The following is a 22787-nucleotide window of genomic DNA, read 5'->3' on the forward strand; positions in this document are numbered from 1 at the left end:
TTCTACCATCAATCAATGATAATATATATCGATCAATCAACCAGTAAAAATCCACACAAGTTGTTCTTCATAATCTCTTAATGATCTTTCTAACATCTCGTCAATGCTAGAAGCTGGACTCGAAACATTTAACAACTCAGCAACCTGCTTCGTTCGTTTCCGTGTATCTCGTCGATATGGGGTGCATTCTATAGATTTTTTCTTCCCTTGCAACCCCTTATTTAAACAAAAACTCATGCATGTTTATTTTTTAAGCAAATTTATGTTTTTTACACTAAAAAATACACAAAAACAATTAATTTAATTAAAAAACCCCAATTAAATTGGGTTTTTTGAGATCAAAAAGCTCTAAATCTTACTCTATGTATTTTTGAGTACTATAATATGAAGTAGCTAATTTTCGAATTGTTTTCATTTCTTGATCACCATCTATTGAATTTAAGTAATTTAAGAATGCTTCTGCATAGTCCAATCCAACTTCTATTCGACGCTCACCTGTAATTTTTTTCAATGTATGATAGTAATCAGCACCATCAGCTAAAAAATTGATGGTTACAATTTTATATAACTGATTTAAATCTAATGGCACAAGCTGGTCAGACCCATTTCTGACTTGAATATTTGTAATACGCTTTCCAATAGGCTGCGTCATATCAACTTGCCAAGTTAATCCAGCCGTATACGGATAACTTCCAGTATTTTTTTGTTCAATCACGCCAGAAATGGCATCTTCAAGCGTATCTTTAATTTCTTGACCAGTCATATTCAATTGAACGAGCGTATTTTTGAAAGGTAAGACTTGGTAGATATCTGCTACAGTGATATTTCCTTTCGCCAAATCAACTCTTACTCCACCTGCATTTTGAAATGAAATATCAGCATTAAAATATTCTTTGCCTTGTTTAAGAAATGCTTCGGCAACCATTTGTTGAATATCACCACCATGGGCATCGACATGCGCATTCAAATTACACACATCACCTAAAGATGATCGTGAACGATCAAATTGAGTTCCCGGCACACGTCTTGAACATAAATTATCAACTGCCTGCCCAACAACTTTGACTGCAAATAATTTTTTAGATTGCTTATAGGGCTCTAAGACACTCAAAATATTTTGATCTTCTTTAATAATAGAAAAAGGAGCTCGTTCTTTTTCGAATTGATGTTCTATATATTTTTTTTCTTGATCACTGACTCTTTCATTAATTTGCTTACGTTTAAAATCATCGCCAATTAACACATGCGGTTTACCCACACAACTTTGAACCGCACCATCTGCATTAAATTTTACGTTAAGTTCACCAACCACATAACTGTATTGCCATGCTTGAGCAACACAAACAGATTCGCCATTTTTATTTTTCAATTGTAATGGGTAGGTAGCGACAGGAGACATACCATACTTTTCTAATATATGAGGTCCAATCAATGTGTGAGAGTCGCCTCCAATTATCACATCCACATCCGTAAGTTCTTGTGCTAATTTTTGATCAAGTTCATAGCCTACATGTGTTTGTAAAATAATTTTTTTAATTCCCTGTTTTTTGAGTTGATTAATCTCATTTTGAGCTACTGTAATTTCATCTCGGAATAATGTGTCTTGATTTGGTTGAGAGGAGTTTTTAGTTTTTGATGCAATAGTGAGCCCCACAACCCCATATTTTTCCCCATCCCGCTCAAGAACAATAGATTTTTGAATCCGATCTGTCTGATATAAAGGTGAACTCACCCCAAATTCAACATTTGCAGAAAGAATCTCTGTTCGCTCTTGACACTGTCCTTCGTCTAAAAAACCAATAAAATCTTTTAAGCCTTGATCTTTTGCATCAAATTCATGATTTCCCAAGGTGAAAGTATCAAAACACACTGTATTCATCATTTCAGCGTCAGCTTTTCCATTTGAGAGGTTATAATACAAATCTCCTGTTATCGCATCACCAGCATGAATTTTCACTACATTCGGATGATTTTCTGCCATTAGATTCATTAATGTTGCTACACGAGAAAATCCACCACGCGAAACGATTAGTTGTTCTTCACCATGACCTAAATCAAAATTAAAACTAAGCTCTTCACCATCTAAATGGGAGTGATGGTCATTAATATGAAGAATTTTTAACTCTGAGGGTTGTGTAATATTAGGATTAGATTTTTGGTCATCTCCACCACAACTACTTAGCAATAACGATGTCGTTAAGAGAAGACCTGTTATTTTTATCTTGTTCTTCATTTGAATACTCCTTTTTTTAAACCAAGAGTATTCAACGAAGATATGACATTATGATGGTGGATTTATGACACTTTATCGAAATGACTAATTTTATATTTTTCCGCAAATCGCTCAGCTAATGCCGTAATGGTCAAACTCGGATTAACACCAACATTCACAGGAATCGCACTTCCATCAACCACATATAAGCCTTGATAGCCAAAAACCTGATGATTAGAGTCAATCACACCTTTGGAGGAATCTTCAGCCATAACTGCACCACCCAATATATGAGCTGTCACAGATAAATGCCCCATACTTTCCAACATATTATTCTGTGCTTTACCACCACTTACTTCAGCAAATTTTTTCGCAGCTTCATTTGCTAACGGTATAAAAGACGGCGCTCTTTCTCCAACTGAAACCTGCGTTTTCAAAAAACGCCTAAAACCTCTGAGTGCAGTACGTCCATATACAAATCGTAGTTGATTGTCTGCCTGTTGCATGACGGTTAATACAGTGACACGTTTATGCCAATTTTCAGAACGCCATGATCGAGTTGAAACAAAGGGGTGTAGAAAAAAATGCTTTAAAACATGGAGTGCACGTTTTAGAGGTTGATCGCCATTGACCAGTGGCCCCATATAAAACTTCATAAACTCATAACTTGCTGGAAATCGGTTCTGAGTAATATGTGTTTTGTCATCTGCATGAAAATGACTGGAAATGGTCGTTCCTCGCATTAAATCCATTGTTTTATCATTATTAGAGATTGCAACAATCGCCTCACTATTGGTTCGAATATGCTCACCTAACTGACCAGAAATATTCGGTAAGGTTTTATACACATCTCTTGAAGCAAACAAAATTTCAACGGTTCCTATAACACCTGCGGATAGAATGACCTGTTTCGCAGAGTAATCTTGTTTTTCTTTGGAGTTAAATGACTGATATGTATGAATGATATATTTTCCATCAACATGTGAAAGATGAGTCACTTTGGTTTCTGGAATAATCTCAACTCCATTGTTCTCTGCAAAATACAAATAGTTTTTATCCAAGCTATTCTTCGCACCCTGCGCACACCCCGTTATACAATCTCCGCACTGATTACAGCCTATTCGTTCCGGACCTTTACCATTCAAAAGCGGATCACTTACCGATTGATGAGGATCACCAAAGTAAATTCCCTGTGGTACAGTGTCGAAACTATCTCCAGAACCCATTTGTTCTGCTGTTTGTTTTAACCACTCATCTTGCTGACCTTTATATGGATTTAAACTTACCCCTAGCATGGACTGAGCCATCTGATAGTGCGGTTGTAATTCCCTCTCCCAGTCTTCTGACAAATGACTCCAAGTTGGATCACGATAAAACTTTTGACCTGGTTTTAACAACACAGCAGCATAAACAACACTGCCACCACCAACGGCAACCCCTCGAACCACACCCATATGTTGGAATACGTCTTGTGCAAGAAAACCCTTCATCCCTAACGTCGGTGCCCAATTTAAGTATTTAGAACTCCGACTTGCTCGATGTAAATCATTTTCAGTGAGCCTTCTTCCCTGCTCTAGCACAGCTACTTTTAATCCAAGCTCAGACAATCTTAGCGCAGATACACTTCCACCAAAGCCTGAACCTATAATAATGACATCATATTCAAATTTTGATTTCATACATCACGACTTAGAATAAATGGAAATGAAAAATGCTTTAAAAAAGGAAGATTAATGATAGTCATACACAACATCGTTTGTTCATCAAACTGTTTTAACTCATCAACCACCCAACGCCATGGAATTGGTGCTGTCTCCCCATAATGCAGGGCGATCGTTTGTTTTCCATCAATCAAAGACGCCTCTTCTACACACTCCATTTGAAGCTTTTCACTTCTCTGCCCGCGATTGAGTAAAATATTAGTGACTAAATTTTGATTGATGAATTTTTTCCCAAACCATCCCCCCAATCCACTTAAAAATAAACTCGGTGCTGCCGAAATTCTTAACCACCAAGGACCAATAAACTGAGCCCTATATTCTCCTTGTCTCATGGCAAGTGGCGCGGATGAAAGTTGTTGATAGGTTGCCTTAATCGAGGACAACGAAGCAGTGATTAAATGCTCCTTACGGATTATGAATTTCTCCCTCAATGATTTTTGTTTTATTCAGCATGTCCTATGCTTCTTTGTGAAATATATCAATCGTTTAAATTTTATTCCACACACATACTTTGATCGATTTCACAAAAAAAGCCAAATGTATGTCACACCTGGCTTTTCAACTTAAATTAATTTCACTTTATTTCTTTAAAAATCCTGATACAAGATTCAACACATTTTGTATATCTGAATTCGCTTCTTGCGGATCGGTCTTATTTGCTTGAGGTGTAAGCGAATCAATAATTTGTGGTAAAACTGAAGAAATCGCACTGTATACATCCTGTTTAGGAACTTGCGCTTCTTGTGCAACTTGCTCGACATCTTGCTGATCAAATAAATTTTGAACTTGTTGTGTACTGACATTGGCATTTTCACCAGGACCAGTTGACACCCAATCATCCACTTGACTCGTCAGACCCTGACCTTTCAGTTGATCAAGCGCACCTTGCAAACCGCCATTCTTTTGAATCCAATTAAGAATTAAAGGAACTACTGCGATTAATAAGGTTTGAGTGTTTAGACCTGATGATTTGCCAACACCACCAGATTGACTACCAGATAGACCACTAAGTACAGATCCTAAAATCCCTCCCAATCCACCTTGTTGTTGGTTTTGATTGGTCTGATTATTTTGTCCCGTTAAACTCCCGAGTACCGAACCAAGTACACCACCCAATCCCGATTGATTAGATTGTGGATTACCGCCTAAAGCCTGTTTCGCTAAAATTTCAACGATATTACTTAAATTTGTCATCAAGACACCTTTAGATTCTTATTTTCATGAATCAGCATATCGTTAAAAACATGGCTTTGTACATTGAAATTGTTGTGTTTTGATAAACTCAAAGTTGGCCATTACCATCGAAACTTATTCCAATTTTCTGGATTAGCCCAAAACTTAGAATTAAACCAATCTGGCACATGCTTATAATTCAAAATATTGAATTGCCATAAGGCGAAATCTTGCTCTATATTTTTTTGCTCAATGAGTTGCGTGAATCCCAGACTTCTTAACAATTGCTCATCTGCAATATGACTCAATACGACGATTCTTTTTGCCATTAAATCACGCAGTTTTACCAACATTTGTGATTTATGATGGGTTGATTGTGTATCCATCTGTTCATTATTTAAAATCACAACACCTAGATCATAGCGTTGCTGAAAAGGAAGCATTAAAAATTCAGTTACGTTAAAATGATTCCATTGGATTGTTTGAGCATAGTCTTGGCTGAGATCCTGACCAAGACATACGGCAGTTTGAATTGGCTGTTCTTTAGATAAATCGTCTAGCATTGATGTGATGACATTTTTCTCAGCCATGAGCTGCACCTTATTTGAGTGAGATTAAAGCATGGAATTACAGGGCATTTGTCATAAAATGCACGCTGGTTTAACAAACCTAAGTGTAACTGAACAACAAACACAACAGGCAAATGTTGAATATAAATTTATTTTAGATCGTTCAGAAATCAATCTCCCGTTCAACTTAGGTCAAGAAATTGAAATTGAATGGACCGGCAAAATTTACTGTGTTTCCTGTGGGAACAAAACACCTAAATCTTACTCTCAAGGTCACTGCTTTAAATGCATGAAAACGAAAGCAGCCTGTGATATGTGTATTATGAAGCCAGAAACATGCCATTACCATTTAGGGACTTGTCGTGAAGAAAGCTTTGCTCAAGAAGTATGCTTTCAACCTCATATTGTCTATCTTGCCAATTCAAGTGCATTAAAGGTTGGCATTACCCGTTTAGGTCAAATGCCAACACGTTGGCTAGATCAAGGGGCTACCCAAGCTTTACCTATTATGAAAGTGGGCTCTCGTCGGCTATCAGGACAACTTGAAGTCATGTTTGGTACGCAAGTCGCTGATAAAACAGACTGGAGAAAATTGCTGAAAGGTGAAGCGGATAAGGTAAATTTGTTAGAGATCAGAGATGAATTGCTCACGGAGTTTGAACCTCAAATTGAAACCATTCGAGATGAGTTCAGCATGAGCCTAGATTTCAATGAAAATGTAGAAATTTTAGAAAACGAACTTCCTCGTGAATTCATTTATCCTGTCGATCAATATCCTGAAAAAATTAAATCGCATAACTTAGACAAAACACCAGTAATACGTGGAAAACTGCACGGTATCAAAGGACAATATCTGATTATGGATACAGGTGTAATCAATATACGCAAATATACGGGTTATGAATTAAAAATTCGTGCCGACGCATAATGCAAAATTAAAAACGCCTCAATATGAGGCTTTTTTTTAAAGGATAGATAGAATTGCTTGCACTGGATCTTCATTTTGATCCGACAATAATTGCTTGTGCATCGTCAACAATTGCATAGATTGTATTTTTGAGTTTTCGATATTCATCAACAACTCAATCTCATGTGCTAAGTTTTCTGGAGTTGCATCATTCTGGATTAACTCCTGAATTACTTTTTTACCTGCAATAATATTAGGTAAAGAATAATAAGGAATCTTCACTAAAAGTTTCGCAATCCAGTAGGTCAAACTATTTAATTTATAAAAAGTCACCATAGGACGATGCAATAACATCGCCTCAAGTGTTGCAGTACCCGATGCCAACGCCACAATATCACTGGCGTCCATGACCATCCGACCTATTTTAGATTCCGCGTCAATATTTTCCATTAACTTGATATTATCTTTGAGCGTATCTGGATAACCTATTAAGATCTGCTCAATTTGTTGTTTACGAGCATCATTGATGGCTGGAATTAAAAATTGATAATCGGGATATTTTTCATGGACAATCTTCGCTGCATCTAATACAAGCGGCCCTAACTTATCAATTTCACCACGACGACTTCCAGGCAGTAACGCGATATGTTTTTGTGCAGGATTTAAACCAAGCGCCTGCTTTGCATCGAGTATAGGATTTTCCAACGGTAGTTGATTGGCGAGAGGATGTCCAACGAATACCGCTGGCACATTAAATCGATCATAAAAAGTTTTTTCGAATGGGAATAGGCAAAGCACCAAGTCAATTGAGGCTTTGATACCATGAACACGACCTTGACGCCATGCCCAAACCGAAGGACTCACATATTGAACAGTCTTAATTGGCAACGATTTTTGCTTTATTTTTTTTGCTAAGCGCAAGTTAAAATCTGGTGCGTCTATCCCTATAAAAATATCAACAGGTTGTTTAGTCCATTGATTAACCAAGCCATCTCGAACCGCAAAAAGTTTTTTAATATCTTTTAATACTTCAACAATTCCCATCACCGATAGAATATCCATCGCATAATAGCTTTTAAAACCCTCTGCAATCATTTGAGGACCGCCAATTCCTTCAAATTCAGCATCAATTCCCTGCTCTCGAAAACGACGTATTAATTTGGCGCCTAAGGTATCACCTGAAACTTCACCCACCACAATGCCAATTTTAAGTTTTCGATTTTGCAAATGAATATCCTCTTTCATGCTCTACAAGTATCTTAACATAAGCATCTCATAACAGATTGTGTTCTTGAAATATCTTAACTTAGTAATGCTTTATCTTATTTTTGAATAAGTAAATGAATAATCAAGACAACAGCTTATATTCAAAAATCATAAGATATGCCGGTTTTCTGATAAGTAGCACAAACGATGTACGGTTCTATTGAATATATTTTAGCAGGTGTTTTAGTTGGTTTCTGTGTAGGGGTCACTGGCGTGGGTGGTGGCTCACTTATGACTCCTATCTTAATTGGGTTATTTAAAATTGAACCACATATTGCGATTGGTACAGATTTACTTTATGCCGCGATTTCTAAGTTTTGCGGCTCTTTTGTACATGCAAAAAAGCTTAATATTGTTTGGCCCATCGTCATTTGGCTCGCGATCGGAAGTATTCCAGCCTCTTTAGCCACAACTTGGGTTTTAGACAACTATTTGAGTCAATCCACACATTACAAAGTCATTCTCACGATGGTTTTAGGCTTTATGCTGACCATTACAGGTATTTCAATTGTATTCCGTACACAGGTAGAAAAATTCTTCAAAAAATTTTCCAAAGAAGTTACTGAACAGGAAGTTGAATTAACTCGAGAAAAATTAAAGCAGAAGCGTTTATATATTGCTTTAATGGGTATTGTATTGGGTATTTTTGTGACCTTATCTTCAGTTGGCGCGGGTGCATTCGGCATTATGGCGCTGATCATTATGTTCCCAAACTTACCTATGATTAGAATTATTGGTTCTGACGTTGTCCATGCAGTTTTGCTGACACTCGTGGCAGGTATGGGGCATATGAATTCAGGTAATGTGGATTTCAATTTATTAATGTGGCTTTTAGCCGGATCGATTCCTGCAATCATCGTTGGTACGTTGGTGAGTTCACATTTACCTGAAAAAATTATTCGCAAGGTACTGGGCATCACCTTATTTGCCATTGGTGTTAACTTCATGCTTAATCCAGTCAAAGCGAAACCTGTGACCGCACCTGAGGCAGTTATTGAAACCTCAACTCAAGCCCAGTCTTAATTTAATATCATGTTCAAACTGTAACCTCAGTGAAGCTGTATAATTCACTGAGGTGAAATTAAATGATTTATCCAATTTAATAATTTTCAAAAATTAAATCATTCTATACAATACAAGTAGAAACTCTGATTAATACCAAAAAGACAATTTCATTACTTTTTTTTATTAAATCCATTCAACTTTTTGATAACAAATGATCTACTGAATCATGCTATATTCAATAGATTGAACATTTTCTTGTAAAAACGAACCAGTGACGGCAATGAATACTTTACAGTCAAATTCTATCACCCAAAACGACATTGATGACGTGAATGTACAAAGCATTCAGCCTCTTGTTACTCCTGCTGAATTAAAAACAGAATTACCGTTAACTGATAATGCATACCAAACAGTCCTAAAAGGTCGTGAAACTGTACGTAATATCTTAGATGGCAACGACAAACGTTTATTCGTAGTCATTGGACCGTGCTCTATTCACGATCCTGCAGCAGCTCATGATTATGCTGATCGTTTAAAAGTCTTAAGCGAAAAAGTGAAAGACACGCTTTATATCATCATGCGTGTGTATTTCGAGAAGCCTCGTACAACAGTGGGTTGGAAAGGCTTAATTAATGACCCTGACATGAATGACTCTTTCAACATTGAAAAAGGTTTACGTTTAGGTCGTAAATTATTGCTTGAACTCAATGAGAAAGGTCTGCCATGCGCAACTGAAGCGCTTGATCCAAACTCTCCACAGTACTACCAAGACTTAATTTCTTGGTCTGCAATCGGTGCACGTACAACAGAGAGCCAAACACACCGAGAGATGTCTTCAGGTTTATCATCTCCAGTTGGCTTTAAAAATGGTACGGATGGCGGTCTCACTGTTGCAACCAATGCGATGCAATCTGTAAAACATGGTCATAGTTTCCTTGGCTTAAATGACCAAGGTCAAGTTTCAGTCATTCGTACTAAAGGTAACCAATATGCCCATGTCGTGTTACGTGGTGGTAATGGCAAACCGAATTATGATGCTGGTTCTGTAGCTGAAGCTGAAAATGCATTAGCGAAAGCAAAAGTAAGCAACAAGATCATGATTGATGCGAGTCATGCCAATTCTAATAAAGACCCATACCTTCAGCCATTGGTTCTAAAAAATATCACTGAACAAATTTTAGATGGCAATAAATCGATCGTAGGTATTATGGTTGAAAGTCATTTAAAAGGTGGCCGCCAAGATATTCCTGCAAATCTTTGCGATTTAGAGTATGGTAAGTCTGTTACAGATGGATGCATCGATTGGGAAACAACTGAAAAAGTTCTGTTGGAAATGGATGCAGCTTTGAAAGACGTTCTACCACAACGTTAATCAGATAAAACGCCATCACACGATGGCGTTTTTTTATAAGGTTAAATCATGGATCAACTCGAAAAAGAACTAAGCTCAATCCCCCATTTTCAATTTGTTCATGAGCATTTGTTTAGCTCAGGTCAGCCAAACGAAGAACAACTTAAATCGATTAAAGCTTATGGTATCGATACCATCATTAATCTCGCTTTTAATGATGCTACACCGAACTTAAATCATGAAGATCGCTTGAGTGCTGAAATTGGTCTTAACTACATCCAAGTCCCTATTGATCCAGAATTTCCACATGACGATCAATGTTTATTTGTGCTCGATCTGATCGACCATCTCGTTAAAGAGAAAATGGTCTGGATACATTGCACCGAAAATCATCAATGTAGTTCATTAATCTATCTGTACCGACTACATTATATGAATATGGATTTACCTACTGCACATGAGCTATTACACCAAGTATGGGAACCCAACAACACTTGGACTGGGTTAATGCACGCGGTCGGCTTACAGTTGCAAGGACGTAAAGCCACTCAAGAACTGCAAGCCTCTTTGATGAAAGCGCAAAACTTTGAATGATCAAAATTGTTTATTGATGACTAATTAATACGGTCGCTGTAGACAGAACTCCTTCCTGACGACCAGTAAATCCTAATTTTTCAGTGGTGGTGGCTTTAATACTAATCTGATTGATATCCACATCAAGTACATCTGCAATACTTTGACGCATATCTAAATTATGTTTCGCTAATTTTGGACGCTCACAAGCCACTGTAATATCCGCATTATTCAGTTGATAACCACGATCCAATATCAACTGATAAACATGCTTTAATAAAACCTTACTGTCCGCGCCTTTGAACTGTTCATCAGTATCTGGAAAGTGCTGTCCAATATCACCGAGCGCTAAAGCACCCAACAATGCATCACAAAGTGCATGTAAAACTACATCTCCATCAGAGTGTGCTTTCAAACCATGTGTATGCGGAATACGAATACCAGCCAATGTGACATAATCGCCTTCCTCAAAAGCATGAACATCAATACCTTGACCTATACGAATAGCTAAGCTCACATTGAACTCCTTTACACAGTTTTTGAAAATGAAATCTTGTATTCTTTGATTCTTGTTCGCTATAGTAGATGCGCAAACATTTGAAAGTATAAGCGATGATGTTGTCAAAAAGCGTATCAAGTTGGATGAAACCTTTAATTTCTATCTTTTTCATTGGATTAAGCAGTGTTTCTGTCGCACAGGCACAACTTATTCAATGCGATAAGCCTCAATCAAGTTCTAAAAATTCCATGATTTGTGCTGCTGATTTTTCATCTTTGAGAGATGAATTGAATGAACGCTTTTTAACATCCTACTTAGTTACCGATGCACCAACTCGATTAATTCAAGATACACAACAGCTTTGGCTGAATCGACTGCAGCAGTGTAAAAATAAAAATTGTGTGTCATTACAAATCAATCAACGCATTGATGATTTAAACTTTTACATGTCAATGAATCAAACGCTTACTCAGCATTACATCAAGTTTGAACAAGGTAAAATTGCAACGCAACCTGTACACCTTAAGATTCACCAATTAAGCAAGGATCGCGTCAAAATTGAAGGTATTGCTTATCGTAGCCCTAACAATCGCCTAGAAACCCAGACCATCCCATTATTGGCTTATACAACCACTCAAAGCAAACACGAAATTATTGATAATGAGCATGATTGTCAGTACAAACTCAAATATCAAAAATCATTACTGATTGTCTCAACTGAGCAAACAGGCTGTGAGCGCTTTAGTGGAATCTATCGACTATATGATTAAACAGAATGTATGCAAGTTCACAGTTAAATTGCGAATGCTAAACACAGCACCCCTGTGATCGCTAACAGAATGCCTAAGCTGTTTTTTATGGTTATTTTTTCTTTAAAAACTAATATACCTGCGATCACACCTAACACTACGACCAAAATATTCATGCCAGCGAATACAATTGCGGGTGAATCCCTTAACAACATATGTGCTTTCACATAAAGTGCAATATTGGCAAAATTCAATACACCTAAACTTAGTCCAGCAAGAAAATTTTGCAAAGTCCATGATGTTTGACGCAGGGACAAATATCCCACAGAAATAATTAAAGCGAACACAAACATCAAGTTTAAACTGACTGCAAATTTTAACCCTAGACTTGTACTGTATTTTAAAAGAACATCTACGAGTGCATAGCCAAGCCAAACTGCGAGCAAATACATTCCTGCTTTTTTTGTTTGCAATGTTGGTGTTGATGTTTTAGAAAAAATGATCAAAACAATTGCACCCAAACCCAATGCAATACCAATCAATTTCAGGGTGCTAAATTTTTCCTGGAAAAGAAAATAGGCTGCCAACAATGAAAGAACAACGGATAATCTTTGTGCGATTTCAGTTCTAATAATTCCAGCTTGATCAAGTGATTTGGAAAGAAGCAAGAATATTGAGGGTAATGCTAGCCCCAACAACCCAATAAGCCACCAAGGTGTGGAGGTTAATGATATTTGGTTGAGGTCTGGCTTAAACCAAAAAAAACAGAGTATCGTCGCGATGGCATAATTCCATGCAATCATTTGCATGACATCAAATCCACGAGACTTACTAAACTTCAATATAATCGATACTAGTACGCTGCACAAAGCTGCTGAAAAAATAAGTTCCATAATTTGCTCTTGTTTTTTTATTCAAGAAAAAGCCCACAATCACTGTGGGCTTTTTAAAATTATAAATAATTTTATTAATTATTTATAACGATCTACCATCTTCTCTAAAGAAATTGGACGAATCTTGTCAGCATGACCTGCTGTGCCAAATGCAGTATAACGATCTACACAAATTTGCTTCATTGCTTCAACAGTTTGAGCAAAGAATTTACGTGGATCAAATTCACTTGGTTTTTCAGCCATCATACGACGCATAGCACCTGTTGAAGCTAAACGTAAGTCAGTGTCGATATTGATTTTACGTACACCGTGTTTAATTGCTTCAACCAACTGCTCAACAGGAACACCGTAAGTTTCTTTGATGTCACCACCGTATTGGTTAATAATCGCTAACCATTCTTGTGGAACTGAACTTGAACCATGCATTACAAGATGAGTATTTGGAAGTGCAGCGTGGATCTCTTTAATACGATCAATCGCTAAAATATCACCTGTAGGTGGACGCGTAAATTTATAAGCGCCGTGTGAAGTACCAACTGCAATTGCTAACGCATCAACGTTAGTATCAGCGACAAATTGGGTCGCTTCTTCAACCGAAGTAAGGAGTTGTGAATGATCTAGAACGCCTTCAGCACCAACACCATCCTCTTCACCAGCCAAACCAGTTTCAAGGCTACCTAGGCAACCAATCTCACCTTCTACAGATACACCACATGCATGAGCCATTTGAACAACACGACGAGTTACATCTACGTTGTAATCATAAGTTGTTGGTGTTTTACCATCTGCACCTAATGAACCATCCATCATTACAGATGAAAAGCCCAATTGGATTGAGCGTTGGCAAACGTCAGGATCAGTACCATGGTCTTGGTGCATCACAACTGGAATGTGTGGCCATTCTTCGATTGCAGCCAAAATAAGATGGCGTAAGAATGGAGCACCAGCATATTTACGAGCACCAGCAGATGCTTGAACAATAACAGGTGAATTTGTTTCATCTGCGGCTAACATAATCGCGCGCATTTGTTCTAAGTTGTTTACGTTAAACGCTGGTACGCCGTAACTATGTTCTGCGGCGTGATCCAAGAGCTGGCGCATTGAAATAAGAGCCATAATTTCCTCCCAGGTAATGCTCCATATTCTAACCTGACCTGTGTTTCAATTCAGCAACAATTGACAGTATTTCATAAAAAATCCCTGCAATTGCAGGGAGATTTTCGATTTAGTACTTATTGATGTACAAAATCACTCCGCCGTTGCTTGATCAGCAGGTGCATTTGCAACTTCTTCAGGAACATCAGTATTATTTTCATCTTGTAATGGCTGATCAATAGCATCGATAGCCGCTTGTTGTTCAGCACTAATATCTGATGCTTCAACAGCAACTTCTGATGTTGATGCTTGATCTGCCGCTGGTGCACTTTCTTGTTTAGAACAAGCCGTCATCGCAAGAGAAGCAGCCAATAGCGCAATTACGCTTAATTGTAATTTCATGATGTTATTCCGCATGATAAATCAGATTATGATCATAATATTTCAAAATTATTTCATTTTCATGACGAAAATTAGTCATAAAAAAAGACCTTCTTAGAAGGTCTTTTTTCTTAAATCCAATTAAGCACGTTCTAGTAGAACAGCAACTGCTGGTAATGTTTTGCCTTCTACAAATTCAAGGAAAGCACCACCACCTGTTGAGATATAACCAATTTTGTCAGCCACTTCATACTTATCAATCGCAGCTAAAGTATCACCACCACCTGCGATAGAGAAACCTTCAGATTCTGCAATCGCTAAAGATAGCGCTTTCGTGCCTTCACCAAATTGATCAACCTCGAATACGCCTACTGGACCATTCCAAAGAATTGTTTTTGAAGTTTTTAAAATTTCAGCAAATGCTTGAGCTGTTTCTGGACCAACATCAAGAATCATGTCATTGTCAGCAACATCTTCAACTTTTTTCACTACAGCTTTTGCTGCCGCTAATGAGCCAAGGAAGTCATCAAAATTAATTTCTGATGCGTCAGCAACAACAACATCTGTTGGCAATGGAACTGATACTTTCTCAGCAATTGCTTTAGCTGTATCAATTAAATCATTTTCACAAAGTGATTTACCAACGTTATAGCCCGCAGCTGCTAAGAATGTATTCGCTATACCACCACCGACAATGAGCTGATCACAAATATCTGATAACGATGTTAAAACATCCAGTTTAGTCGATACTTTTGAACCCGCTACAATAGCAACCATTGGTTTTTCAGGCGTCTGAAGTGCACGACCAAGTGCATCTAATTCAGCTGCAAGTAATGGACCTGCTGCTGCAACTTTAGCAAGACGAGCCACACCTTCTGTTGATGCTTCTGCACGATGTGCAGTACCAAATGCATCCATCACAAACACATCACAAAGTTCTGCATATTTTGCTGCCAACTCTGGATTATTTTTCTTTTCACCTGTGTTAAAGCGACAGTTTTCTAGTAACACAACTTGGCCTGGTGCTACTTCAACACCATCCAAATATTCAGTGAGTAATTTAACTTCTTGACCCAATGCTTCAGTTAAGTAGGCAGCAACAGGTGCAAGTGATTGTTCAGCTTTAGGCTCACCTTCAACTGGACGACCAAGGTGAGAATAAACCATTACTGCTGCGCCTTTTTCAAGAGCGGCTTTAATTGTTGGTAATGCAGCGCGTAAACGTGCATCACTCGTAATCACACCATTTTTAACAGGAACGTTTAAGTCTTCACGGATCAGAACACGTTTACCTGCTAAATCGAGGTCAGTCATACGCTGAAAGTTCATGTATAGCTCACTTTATAGATATCAAAACCGCATAGATTCTAAATGATTATGCTAAAAAAGGTGAGTAAAATTTCAGAAAAGCTGTAGAAATCTTTAGATTTGATTATGATAGATGGAGTCGAACCACAAAGTGTTGCTATGTCTATCCATCCAGATCCAAGTATTAATCGTTTAAATGTTTTCGGCGAACCGCTCGCCAGTTGTTGTTTTGATCCTATCACAGGATATTTCAGAAATGGTTTTTGCCACACTGCACCCTCTGATTTAGGTCAACATACAGTCTGTGCCGAAATGACGTCAGAATTCTTAAGTTTCTCGCAACGAATTGGGAATGATTTGACAACACCACTACCCGAAGTTGGTTTTCCCGGTTTAAAACCTGGTGATTTCTGGTGTATTTGTGTGACGCGCTGGGTTGAAGCTTATCAAAATGATATGGCACCGAATTTAAAACTTCAGGCTTGTCATCAATCAGCACTTGCTTATGTCCCGATCGACATTTTAATGGAATTCTCAGTGTAATGAACCATCATGTTGCTTCAACGTCAGCAAGAATTATTTTAGCTTCTGGCAGTCAGACACGTAAGGAACTACTTAATCGATTACATATCGATTTTGAACAAATATCACCCGATATCGATGAGACTCCGCGTGGGGAAAACCATGCCGATGATCTCGCCTATCGACTCGCGTATGAAAAAGCAAAATATTTTGCTGAGAAAGATCCAGATGCGATCGTTATTGGTTCTGATCAGGTAGCTTGGCGTGAAGGCGCACCTGATATATTTATTGGAAAACCTTTATCTACTGAAAAAGCAATCAAACAGCTTCAAGCAAATTCAGGAAAAATTGTTTATTTCAGTACAGCATTGAGTGTTCAACACGCTTCATCTGGGTTTGAGGAAACCATTGTTGAACATTATAAGGTCAAATTTAGGCATTTAAATCTGGAAGAAATTCAGCGTTATGTCACACTTGAGCAACCTTTGCAATGTGCTGGAAGTTTCAAATGCGAAAGTTTGGGCATCAGCTTATTTGAAGAAATGATTGGGCAAGACCAAACCACGTTGATGGGTATGCCGATGATTCAATTGTGTAAAATTTTACGTGAATTGAAAATTCTAGTACCTTGATACTTTGCTTATTAATAAATAAGACCGAGTTAAATAACTGGGTTTTTTGGGAATTATTTGTTATTGGCAACTGATGAATGACACGAATACCCTATTTTTTAGCTCAAATAATTACAACTGAGCTAAATTAATTTATCTACACAAAGCTGCAGAAAAGTGATCAATAAGTAATCGTGAAACGTGATAAATCATCAAAAACCCCAACTAAGTACAGTTGGGTTTTTTAACAAACAATAAAAATTTGATTTAAATAGAATAAAAAAGAGTATTTCGTATAAGGTGTATTATGTTAATTTTAGTTTTTCTTTACTTTAAAATGAATGTCTAAATACACTAGAGAATGGTTCTATGAATATGAAAACTGAACCTTGGATTGAGGATAATGATCCCTTAAAGCCCTATTATGGAAAATTGAGTAATAAGGAATATACCGATATTTCTAATATATTTACTTTATGGATTAATCATAAGAATTATATTGATCCTTCAATAATTTCTAAAAATAAAAAATTAAATTTATTAGATTTTTCAAATAGATATAAAGAAAATGTAATCAAGCCTTATATGAGCTGCTATGTGAGAGCCTAAAGCAAACAGATGGATATCTCTATTGGCTACCTATGAACAATGTAAAGAGTGAAAATATCTTTGCCGCATATTCTCCAGCAATGATTGCTAAGACCCCAATAGAAGCCAAGTATTTAGATTATGCTTCTCGCTCTTTTCTGCAAATGCAAAATGGTGGATATGCCATTGTTGAAAGCAACCTAAATTTTATAGCCCTGGTTATTGATGGCTACTATATGCAAGTAGCATTACATTCAAACTTTATGAATGAGAAATTTCAAGAATATCTCGATAGTTGGAACGAGATCGAAAAAAACCTTGATGAAATTACAGCACAGTGCCTTTCACACGCTCATTCTATACAGTAGAAATTAAAGAGGAATGAAGTATGTAAGCACCCTATTTAACATAATAGCTGTTATACAAAATGAAAAAGCCTAGATACTGGTCTAGGCTTTAAAATTTAAAAAATAAATAAAAATCAGCATCATATACTCTGTTTTAAAACTTCGTATAACGTGTATTATGTTAATTTTAGAAGAGCTATAAAGTGTCTACAAAATTGGTGGCTATTCAATTTGTTCGCACATAAATTAACTGAACTGCCCGAAGTTGGTAGCGAATATGCCGAAATCGGAGAGTCCTCCGAAGACTTTACGAAACGCCTTGCAGACATGCTTTTAGAGCCAAAAAAATTCAGAATGTTTTATCCACTCCTAGAACAACTTGGCTTTAGTTCTAAAAAAATTCAATCAGCAACAATTAAACAGGTCGATAAACCTAAGTTTTTAGATTTACCAAATATGCAGATCAATCGAATCTCTTACGGCATGTCTAGAGATAAAAAATTCAATTATCTGAAACAAAAAAATGAATCGCCTGATGATTTTATGTATCGACTTCGAATTATGCTAAAAGACCCAAAACAGCAAATTCAATTTTATGAATACTTAAAAAAACAATAACTTATTTTTTAATCTGATTCACTTACGATTATGTCGAAATAGCTCTTAAATTTAGACTTTTGCTCCTCATCGGAAGTCGAATTAATTAAATTTTCCATTTCTTTTTTATATTGTTGATGTCCAGCTTTGTAGTACATCGCATAATATGTAAAGTTATTTTCTAAATATAAAGGATCACTTTCATCCATTTGCTCCAGTGTTAGCTTAATTTTTTGGGCTATATTTTCATAGCAACTTTTTACTACTAATTCTCCCTTATTCATCATTTCTAGCAGTTGACACTGAAAAGTATATCTATTGGTGTTTTCAGGATTCTTTTTTATTAAAATTTGATTAAAATCATATGCTTCACTATATTTTTTTGTTTGCATATAGATATTCATAATAATGTTATTTCTTTCATTTTCATTTTTAATTTGATGCGCTCGAGGTAAAAATAAATTTAACTCCTCACGAAACTTCAGTTCATCTCCATTTATTAAATATGTAGAAATATTATTATATTCATTGATTAAATTTTGATCCTCTGATGAAAGATTCACTGTCTCTTCTAATTTAACATTTTTCCTTACTTCTTCATTTGCATTAGAACAAGCGGGGAAAGATACTAAAATAAAAATAGAAAAAAAAATATTCAGTATATTCTTCATAAAACTCTCAGATTTTTTTAGCAAAAGAACTTATGCTAAATTCATATGACTTTGTTGGTGGAGTTGGAATAACTATCCCTACAGAGCCGTTGTACTGTGCGGTATATCCCAATTTAACACTAACTTTTACAACACTTAGATTAGGTTTTGGCAACTTTATCGTAGAACTACCCACTGGAGCTTTATTGTTACTACTATCCCAAAAACCTGGGTCTTTTTTTAATCTAGTTGTTGTGTAAATTTTATCATCTCTAGATATAACAATTTCACCAAATGGGAAAACTTTTGCATCATTTGATAAAGGATGTGCGTTTATTGAGACACTAATAAAAAGATCATCTCCATTAACCCTATAGTTCAGAAAATAACTTACTGCTCCAGAAATCATTTGCAATAAACTAACACCTTTACTATCTGTCTCACTAGGAGTTATCACAGCTCTATGTTGTATAAAAACATCTGTTTTATAATTCTGGACATAAAAGTTTTCATAAGGTTTCTTTCATAAATCATTTTTTACTCAGTTCTAAATTATAAATCCCTGCGATTAAACTGAATCTTAAACCCAATCTTTTGCCACGGTTGCGATATCGCTCAGCAAGGATTTTGAAGGTCTTCAAAGTCCCAAATACATGCTCAATCCTAATTCTTCTTTTATTGATTTCTTGATTGTAAACTTTTAGCTCAGGTTCTAGTTTACAGTGCTTTTTTGCTTTTAATGGCAATAAGCTATTTGGATACATTGTATAGATCCCTTGATAACCTTTATCTACAAGAATAAAAGCACCTTTAGGAATCTGATTCAAGTTGCGTTTGAAAAGTTCGAAATCATGTACAGCACCACGACTCGTGCATAAACTCAGAATTTGCTGAGTCTTATAGTGGATGATGGCTTGTACTTTGAAAGTATGAGCTTTCTTCTTACCACTATAGCTTTTCTTCTGTTTTTTTAGGTCTTTGTATTGGAATTTCTGTGGCATCTACGATCACCACATTCCAGTCGATACTTTCGCCTTCAGGCAAACTCTTGGGTAAATTAAATAGATTAGACTTGATCAGACAATTCTCTACGTGGCGGACGATTCTTGAAGCAGTAGGCTCTGATACACCATAACTCGTTGCGACATGAAACAATGTTCGATATTCACGCCAATAACTTAAGCACAGAAGGATTTGATCTTCTACACTTAACTTAGATGGTCTACCTTTAGCAGGTACAAGCATTTTTAGCTGTTCAGCCATTAAATCAAAGGTTGACCATGAGATGCCTGTATATCGCTTAAACTGTGTTTCAGAAAGCTTCTTTGAGTCGATGTATTTCATTCGCAAATTATGCATGAATATTTAAAATTATTCGGTACAAATAGTCAGCAAGGGATAGATCTTTTTTTGATTTATGAAAGAGATCTATAATTTTCTTTTGAGTTAAAACTATTCGATAAACTCTCCTGAACATTAATAGGCTGAAAAACCGGTATAGAAGAAAAGAAACTAGCCCCACCACTGTCACCCACGACATGAGACTGTTGAGGTTGAATAGTAGCTCCACAGGTTAACTTATCCCCGACATAAGCCACAGGCTTACCATCGATAATCACATGATCATGGCTCTTAATCACAGTAGACCAACATTTACATTTAGGACAGTAATGACCATCTCCAGCTCTGACAAAAGCATTCCCCATTTGAGAATCTCTAAATTGAGTTGCTGGAATTAAACCACCATGATCAGTAGGAGCATTATGAATAGCAAAACCTTTAGCCATGTTTAGCTTCCTGTTCAGAAACTAAAAAACCTTGTGGAGCTTTATCACCTTTAAAAATATTGATCGCTACAGCTTTATTGGGACTATCAATAATCTCATCGCCATTTTCTAAACGGCTACCGACCAAGGCAACTGATAAGCCATCAATCAGGCATGCTGTCCCTGCACCTGAAATAATTTTAGACGTTGTCCCATCGGCATAAATAACTTCGTCACCAACGCAAGCAATTGCTAAACTGCCAATTCTATGTTCTTTAGCGCTAGCTTTAACCAATCCATCATTTTTAGTTTTAGCGCCATTTACAGCAAGGTAATAAATGGTTTTCGGTCGATGTTGAAAATAAAGTTGTTCAGCTTTAATGGTTTGTTCAATCTCTTCTTGAGACATTTGTTCTAGTTATTCAATCGGTAATTCATGTAGAAAAATTGGACTCATCATTTGTGATTTCACATACATTTTTTTATTTAGATATTGAGTATATCAAACTTTTTAGATTCTATGAAAATCTAGGAAAAAATCCTTTCATCTTCCCCCCATTTAACATAATAGGCGTTATACGAAATTGATGGCTGTTCGTATAGATTCCTTGCATATTGTATTCGATCGAATACAATATAGTGAGAAGAAAAGAAATCCTCATGATTGAAATTAAACGTCTGCCAGAATTTGATGAATGGTTGGATGGCATTAAAGACAATATGACACGTATCCGCTTGAATCGTAGATTAGATAAGGTTCAACGTGGAAATTGGGGAGACATTAAGCCTCTCCAAGATGGCGTTTGGGAAATGAGAGAATTCTTTGGTTCTGGATGGAGGATGTATTACATCCAACATGGTGACGTTGTGATTGTAATGCTTGGTGGTGGAGATAAATCAACTCAACAACAAGACATAGATCGTGCAGTCAAATTATCGAAAACATTGGAGGATTAAAATGGTTAAAGTCGCTGATTTACCAAGTTTTGATATGGCTGAGTCGCTCAAAACTGAAGAAGACATTGTGATGTATCTCAATATGGTTCTTGAAGAGAATGATCCAGCTGAATTAGCCCATGCACTTGGCGTTATTGCTAAAGCTCGTGGCATGACTCAAATCGCTAAAGAAGCAGGGATTGGACGTGAGGCACTCTACAAAGCCCTACGCCAGGATTCAGCACCACGTTTTGATACGATTAATCGTGTTGTTAATGCTTTAGGCCTAAAACTCACAGTACAACACGCCTAAAGCTTTAAAAAATATAGTAAAAAGGGAGCTAAAGGCTCCCTTTTTTGACTTCGTATAACGTGTATTATGTTAATTTTAGAGAAATTCAATTCCCTATAAGATATATGCCTTTAAAGATCAAATTCATCCCCAATTTCTGCGGACAACTTTTGGGACAAGTTTTAATCAATTTTGTACGCCTTGGCTCACATTCATTCAGGTATTTTGCGTCTATACCGATCCCCCTCAATTTTCTATGATGAACACATAGAGAGCAGGATGCTCCAGATAACAATAAGAAATCGTAGCAATGGAATATGCAGGTACGACAGGAGTTATACCAACGCATCAAATACGTAAAAAAGCCCAACAGGATGTTGGGCTTTTTTATTGCTAAATATGAAATTTAAAGTTATAAGCTGTTAAAGATAATATCTTTTTTATTCGTTAAATTAACAAAAAATTAAATGGATTGTATGAATGAATTTCGATGACCTTAAAAGTAATATCGTAAATTTACTTAAAATATATAGAGGTCGAGGGGTTAGTCTCAGAAATGATATACACCCTCTTTTATCTGGTTTTACTTTTATAGATAAAACTCATACTTGGTCAGGTTTATTTGTTCATATTAGTGAGCTGCAAGAAGATATTAGGGTTCTTTCATAAATCATTTTTTACTCAGTTCTAAATTATAAATCCCTGCGATTAAACTGAATCTTAATCCCAATCTTTTGCCACGGTTGCGATATCGCTCAGCAAGGATTTTGAAGGTC

28 protein-coding genes and 2 pseudogenes are annotated in these 22787 nt (G+C 36.6%); 12 read left to right on the top strand and 18 right to left on the bottom strand.

Going from position 1 to position 22787, the window contains the following annotated elements:
- Positions 1–355: 355 nt before the first annotated feature.
- From FTV17_RS14105 to FTV17_RS14125, 5 genes are all read right to left on the bottom strand, one after another.
- A complete protein-coding gene (locus FTV17_RS14105; protein ID WP_180000421.1) occupies positions 356–2233 on the bottom strand; it encodes a 5'-nucleotidase C-terminal domain-containing protein in 1878 nt (625 codons plus the stop codon).
- A gap of 62 nt (positions 2234–2295) precedes the next feature.
- The gene (locus FTV17_RS14110; protein WP_180000423.1) at positions 2296–3891 is read right to left on the bottom strand and encodes a GMC oxidoreductase; all 1596 of its coding nucleotides are present in this window, start codon (positions 3889–3891) and stop codon (positions 2296–2298) included.
- Complete coding sequence (locus tag FTV17_RS14115; RefSeq protein WP_180000425.1) at positions 3888–4316, bottom strand: hypothetical protein; 429 nt, start codon at positions 4314–4316, stop codon at positions 3888–3890. The genes FTV17_RS14110 and FTV17_RS14115 overlap by 4 nt, the downstream gene beginning before the upstream one ends.
- Positions 4317–4512: 196 nt before the next feature.
- Positions 4513–5127, bottom strand: coding sequence for a YidB family protein (locus FTV17_RS14120; protein ID WP_180000427.1), 615 nt, complete (start codon positions 5125–5127; stop codon positions 4513–4515).
- A gap of 101 nt (positions 5128–5228) precedes the next feature.
- Positions 5229–5696, bottom strand: coding sequence for a DUF6231 family protein (locus tag FTV17_RS14125; RefSeq protein ID WP_180000429.1), 468 nt, complete (start codon positions 5694–5696; stop codon positions 5229–5231).
- Between the two features lie 31 nt (positions 5697–5727).
- Between FTV17_RS14125 and FTV17_RS14130 the strand changes: the two genes are divergently transcribed.
- Positions 5728–6603, top strand: coding sequence for a DUF2797 domain-containing protein (locus FTV17_RS14130; RefSeq protein ID WP_180000431.1), 876 nt, complete (start codon positions 5728–5730; stop codon positions 6601–6603).
- A 36-nt stretch (positions 6604–6639) separates the two neighbouring features.
- Here FTV17_RS14130 and lpxB read toward each other — a convergent pair whose 3' ends face one another.
- Positions 6640–7809, bottom strand: a complete 1170-nt coding sequence (gene lpxB, locus FTV17_RS14135) for a lipid-A-disaccharide synthase (RefSeq protein WP_180000433.1) — start codon at positions 7807–7809, stop codon at positions 6640–6642.
- Positions 7810–7995: 186 nt separating this feature from the next.
- On the opposite strand from lpxB, the gene FTV17_RS14140 reads away from it, so the two are divergent.
- From FTV17_RS14140 to FTV17_RS14150, 3 genes are all read left to right on the top strand, one after another.
- The gene (locus tag FTV17_RS14140; protein ID WP_180000435.1) at positions 7996–8871 is read left to right on the top strand and encodes a sulfite exporter TauE/SafE family protein; all 876 of its coding nucleotides are present in this window, start codon (positions 7996–7998) and stop codon (positions 8869–8871) included.
- 262 nt (positions 8872–9133) lie between these two features.
- Complete coding sequence (locus tag FTV17_RS14145; protein WP_051586615.1) at positions 9134–10225, top strand: 3-deoxy-7-phosphoheptulonate synthase; 1092 nt, start codon at positions 9134–9136, stop codon at positions 10223–10225.
- 48 nt (positions 10226–10273) lie between these two features.
- Positions 10274–10798, top strand: a complete 525-nt coding sequence (locus tag FTV17_RS14150; protein WP_180000437.1) for a hypothetical protein — start codon at positions 10274–10276, stop codon at positions 10796–10798.
- Positions 10799–10808: 10 nt separating this feature from the next.
- Here FTV17_RS14150 and ispF read toward each other — a convergent pair whose 3' ends face one another.
- Positions 10809–11294, bottom strand: coding sequence for a 2-C-methyl-D-erythritol 2,4-cyclodiphosphate synthase (ispF, locus tag FTV17_RS14155; protein WP_180000440.1), 486 nt, complete (start codon positions 11292–11294; stop codon positions 10809–10811).
- 98 nt (positions 11295–11392) lie between these two features.
- On the opposite strand from ispF, the gene FTV17_RS14160 reads away from it, so the two are divergent.
- Positions 11393–12046, top strand: coding sequence for a hypothetical protein (locus tag FTV17_RS14160; RefSeq protein ID WP_180000469.1), 654 nt, complete (start codon positions 11393–11395; stop codon positions 12044–12046).
- A gap of 23 nt (positions 12047–12069) precedes the next feature.
- On the opposite strand, the gene FTV17_RS14165 is transcribed toward FTV17_RS14160, so the two are convergent.
- The 4 genes from FTV17_RS14165 to FTV17_RS14180 all read right to left on the bottom strand — a co-directional run bounded on the left by FTV17_RS14165 (position 12070) and on the right by FTV17_RS14180 (position 15723).
- Positions 12070–12918, bottom strand: a complete 849-nt coding sequence (locus FTV17_RS14165) for a DMT family transporter (RefSeq protein ID WP_180000442.1) — start codon at positions 12916–12918, stop codon at positions 12070–12072.
- 78 nt (positions 12919–12996) lie between these two features.
- Positions 12997–14034, bottom strand: coding sequence for a class II fructose-bisphosphate aldolase (gene fba, locus FTV17_RS14170; protein ID WP_035269168.1), 1038 nt, complete (start codon positions 14032–14034; stop codon positions 12997–12999).
- Positions 14035–14166: 132 nt separating this feature from the next.
- The gene (locus tag FTV17_RS14175) at positions 14167–14415 is read right to left on the bottom strand and encodes a hypothetical protein (RefSeq protein ID WP_180000444.1); all 249 of its coding nucleotides are present in this window, start codon (positions 14413–14415) and stop codon (positions 14167–14169) included.
- A 120-nt stretch (positions 14416–14535) separates the two neighbouring features.
- On the bottom strand, positions 14536–15723 hold the full coding sequence (locus FTV17_RS14180) for a phosphoglycerate kinase (RefSeq protein ID WP_180000446.1): 1188 nt from the start codon (positions 15721–15723) through the stop codon (positions 14536–14538).
- A gap of 138 nt (positions 15724–15861) precedes the next feature.
- On the opposite strand from FTV17_RS14180, the gene FTV17_RS14185 reads away from it, so the two are divergent.
- The 5 genes from FTV17_RS14185 (at position 15862) to FTV17_RS14200 (ending at position 18388) form a co-directional block, all read left to right on the top strand.
- Positions 15862–16245, top strand: a complete 384-nt coding sequence (locus FTV17_RS14185) for a DUF2237 family protein (RefSeq protein ID WP_180000471.1) — start codon at positions 15862–15864, stop codon at positions 16243–16245.
- The gene (locus tag FTV17_RS14190; protein ID WP_180000449.1) at positions 16245–16856 is read left to right on the top strand and encodes a nucleoside triphosphate pyrophosphatase; all 612 of its coding nucleotides are present in this window, start codon (positions 16245–16247) and stop codon (positions 16854–16856) included. Before FTV17_RS14185 ends, FTV17_RS14190 begins: the two co-directional genes overlap by 1 nt.
- Positions 16857–17210: 354 nt before the next feature.
- Entirely contained in the window at positions 17211–17444 is a 234-nt protein-coding gene (locus tag FTV17_RS15575) for a hypothetical protein (RefSeq protein ID WP_257219960.1), read from the top strand.
- A 32-nt stretch (positions 17445–17476) separates the two neighbouring features.
- Positions 17477–17791: a hypothetical protein gene (locus tag FTV17_RS15580; protein WP_257219961.1), complete on the top strand. Its 315-nt coding sequence runs from the start codon at positions 17477–17479 to the stop codon at positions 17789–17791.
- A 210-nt stretch (positions 17792–18001) separates the two neighbouring features.
- The gene (locus FTV17_RS14200) at positions 18002–18388 is read left to right on the top strand and encodes a hypothetical protein (RefSeq protein ID WP_257219962.1); all 387 of its coding nucleotides are present in this window, start codon (positions 18002–18004) and stop codon (positions 18386–18388) included.
- A gap of 8 nt (positions 18389–18396) precedes the next feature.
- Here FTV17_RS14200 and FTV17_RS14205 read toward each other — a convergent pair whose 3' ends face one another.
- The 6 genes and pseudogenes from FTV17_RS14205 to FTV17_RS14230 all read right to left on the bottom strand — a co-directional run bounded on the left by FTV17_RS14205 (position 18397) and on the right by FTV17_RS14230 (position 21192).
- Entirely contained in the window at positions 18397–19038 is a 642-nt protein-coding gene (locus FTV17_RS14205) for a hypothetical protein (protein ID WP_180000452.1), read from the bottom strand.
- A gap of 7 nt (positions 19039–19045) precedes the next feature.
- Positions 19046–19432: a hypothetical protein gene (locus tag FTV17_RS14210; RefSeq protein WP_180000454.1), complete on the bottom strand. Its 387-nt coding sequence runs from the start codon at positions 19430–19432 to the stop codon at positions 19046–19048.
- A 115-nt stretch (positions 19433–19547) separates the two neighbouring features.
- A complete protein-coding gene (locus FTV17_RS14215; RefSeq protein WP_180000463.1) occupies positions 19548–20018 on the bottom strand; it encodes a transposase family protein in 471 nt (156 codons plus the stop codon).
- Positions 19966–20361, bottom strand: coding sequence for a transposase family protein (locus FTV17_RS14220; protein ID WP_180000465.1), 396 nt, complete (start codon positions 20359–20361; stop codon positions 19966–19968). The genes FTV17_RS14215 and FTV17_RS14220 overlap by 53 nt, the downstream gene beginning before the upstream one ends.
- Positions 20362–20537: 176 nt before the next feature.
- Positions 20538–20804, bottom strand: a pseudogene (locus tag FTV17_RS14225) (PAAR domain-containing protein); the annotation flags it as partial.
- On the bottom strand, positions 20797–21192 hold the full coding sequence (locus FTV17_RS14230) for a PAAR domain-containing protein (RefSeq protein WP_257219963.1): 396 nt from the start codon (positions 21190–21192) through the stop codon (positions 20797–20799). The gene FTV17_RS14230 and the pseudogene FTV17_RS14225, both read right to left, overlap by 8 nt.
- Before the next feature lie 251 nt (positions 21193–21443).
- Here FTV17_RS14230 and FTV17_RS14235 point away from each other — a divergent pair, with 251 nt between their 5' ends.
- Both FTV17_RS14235 and FTV17_RS14240 read left to right on the top strand, forming a co-directional pair.
- Positions 21444–21740: a type II toxin-antitoxin system RelE/ParE family toxin gene (locus FTV17_RS14235; RefSeq protein WP_004647749.1), complete on the top strand. Its 297-nt coding sequence runs from the start codon at positions 21444–21446 to the stop codon at positions 21738–21740.
- Between the two features lies 1 nt (position 21741).
- Complete coding sequence (locus FTV17_RS14240) at positions 21742–22032, top strand: addiction module antidote protein (protein ID WP_004969304.1); 291 nt, start codon at positions 21742–21744, stop codon at positions 22030–22032.
- Positions 22033–22681: 649 nt separating this feature from the next.
- On the opposite strand, the pseudogene FTV17_RS14245 reads toward FTV17_RS14240, so the two are convergent.
- Positions 22682–22787: pseudogene (locus FTV17_RS14245) on the bottom strand (IS5/IS1182 family transposase); the annotation flags it as partial.

The sequence above is a fragment of the Acinetobacter sp. YH12239 genome (genome assembly GCF_013417635.1).
Taxonomy (GTDB): Bacteria; Pseudomonadota; Gammaproteobacteria; order Pseudomonadales; family Moraxellaceae; genus Acinetobacter.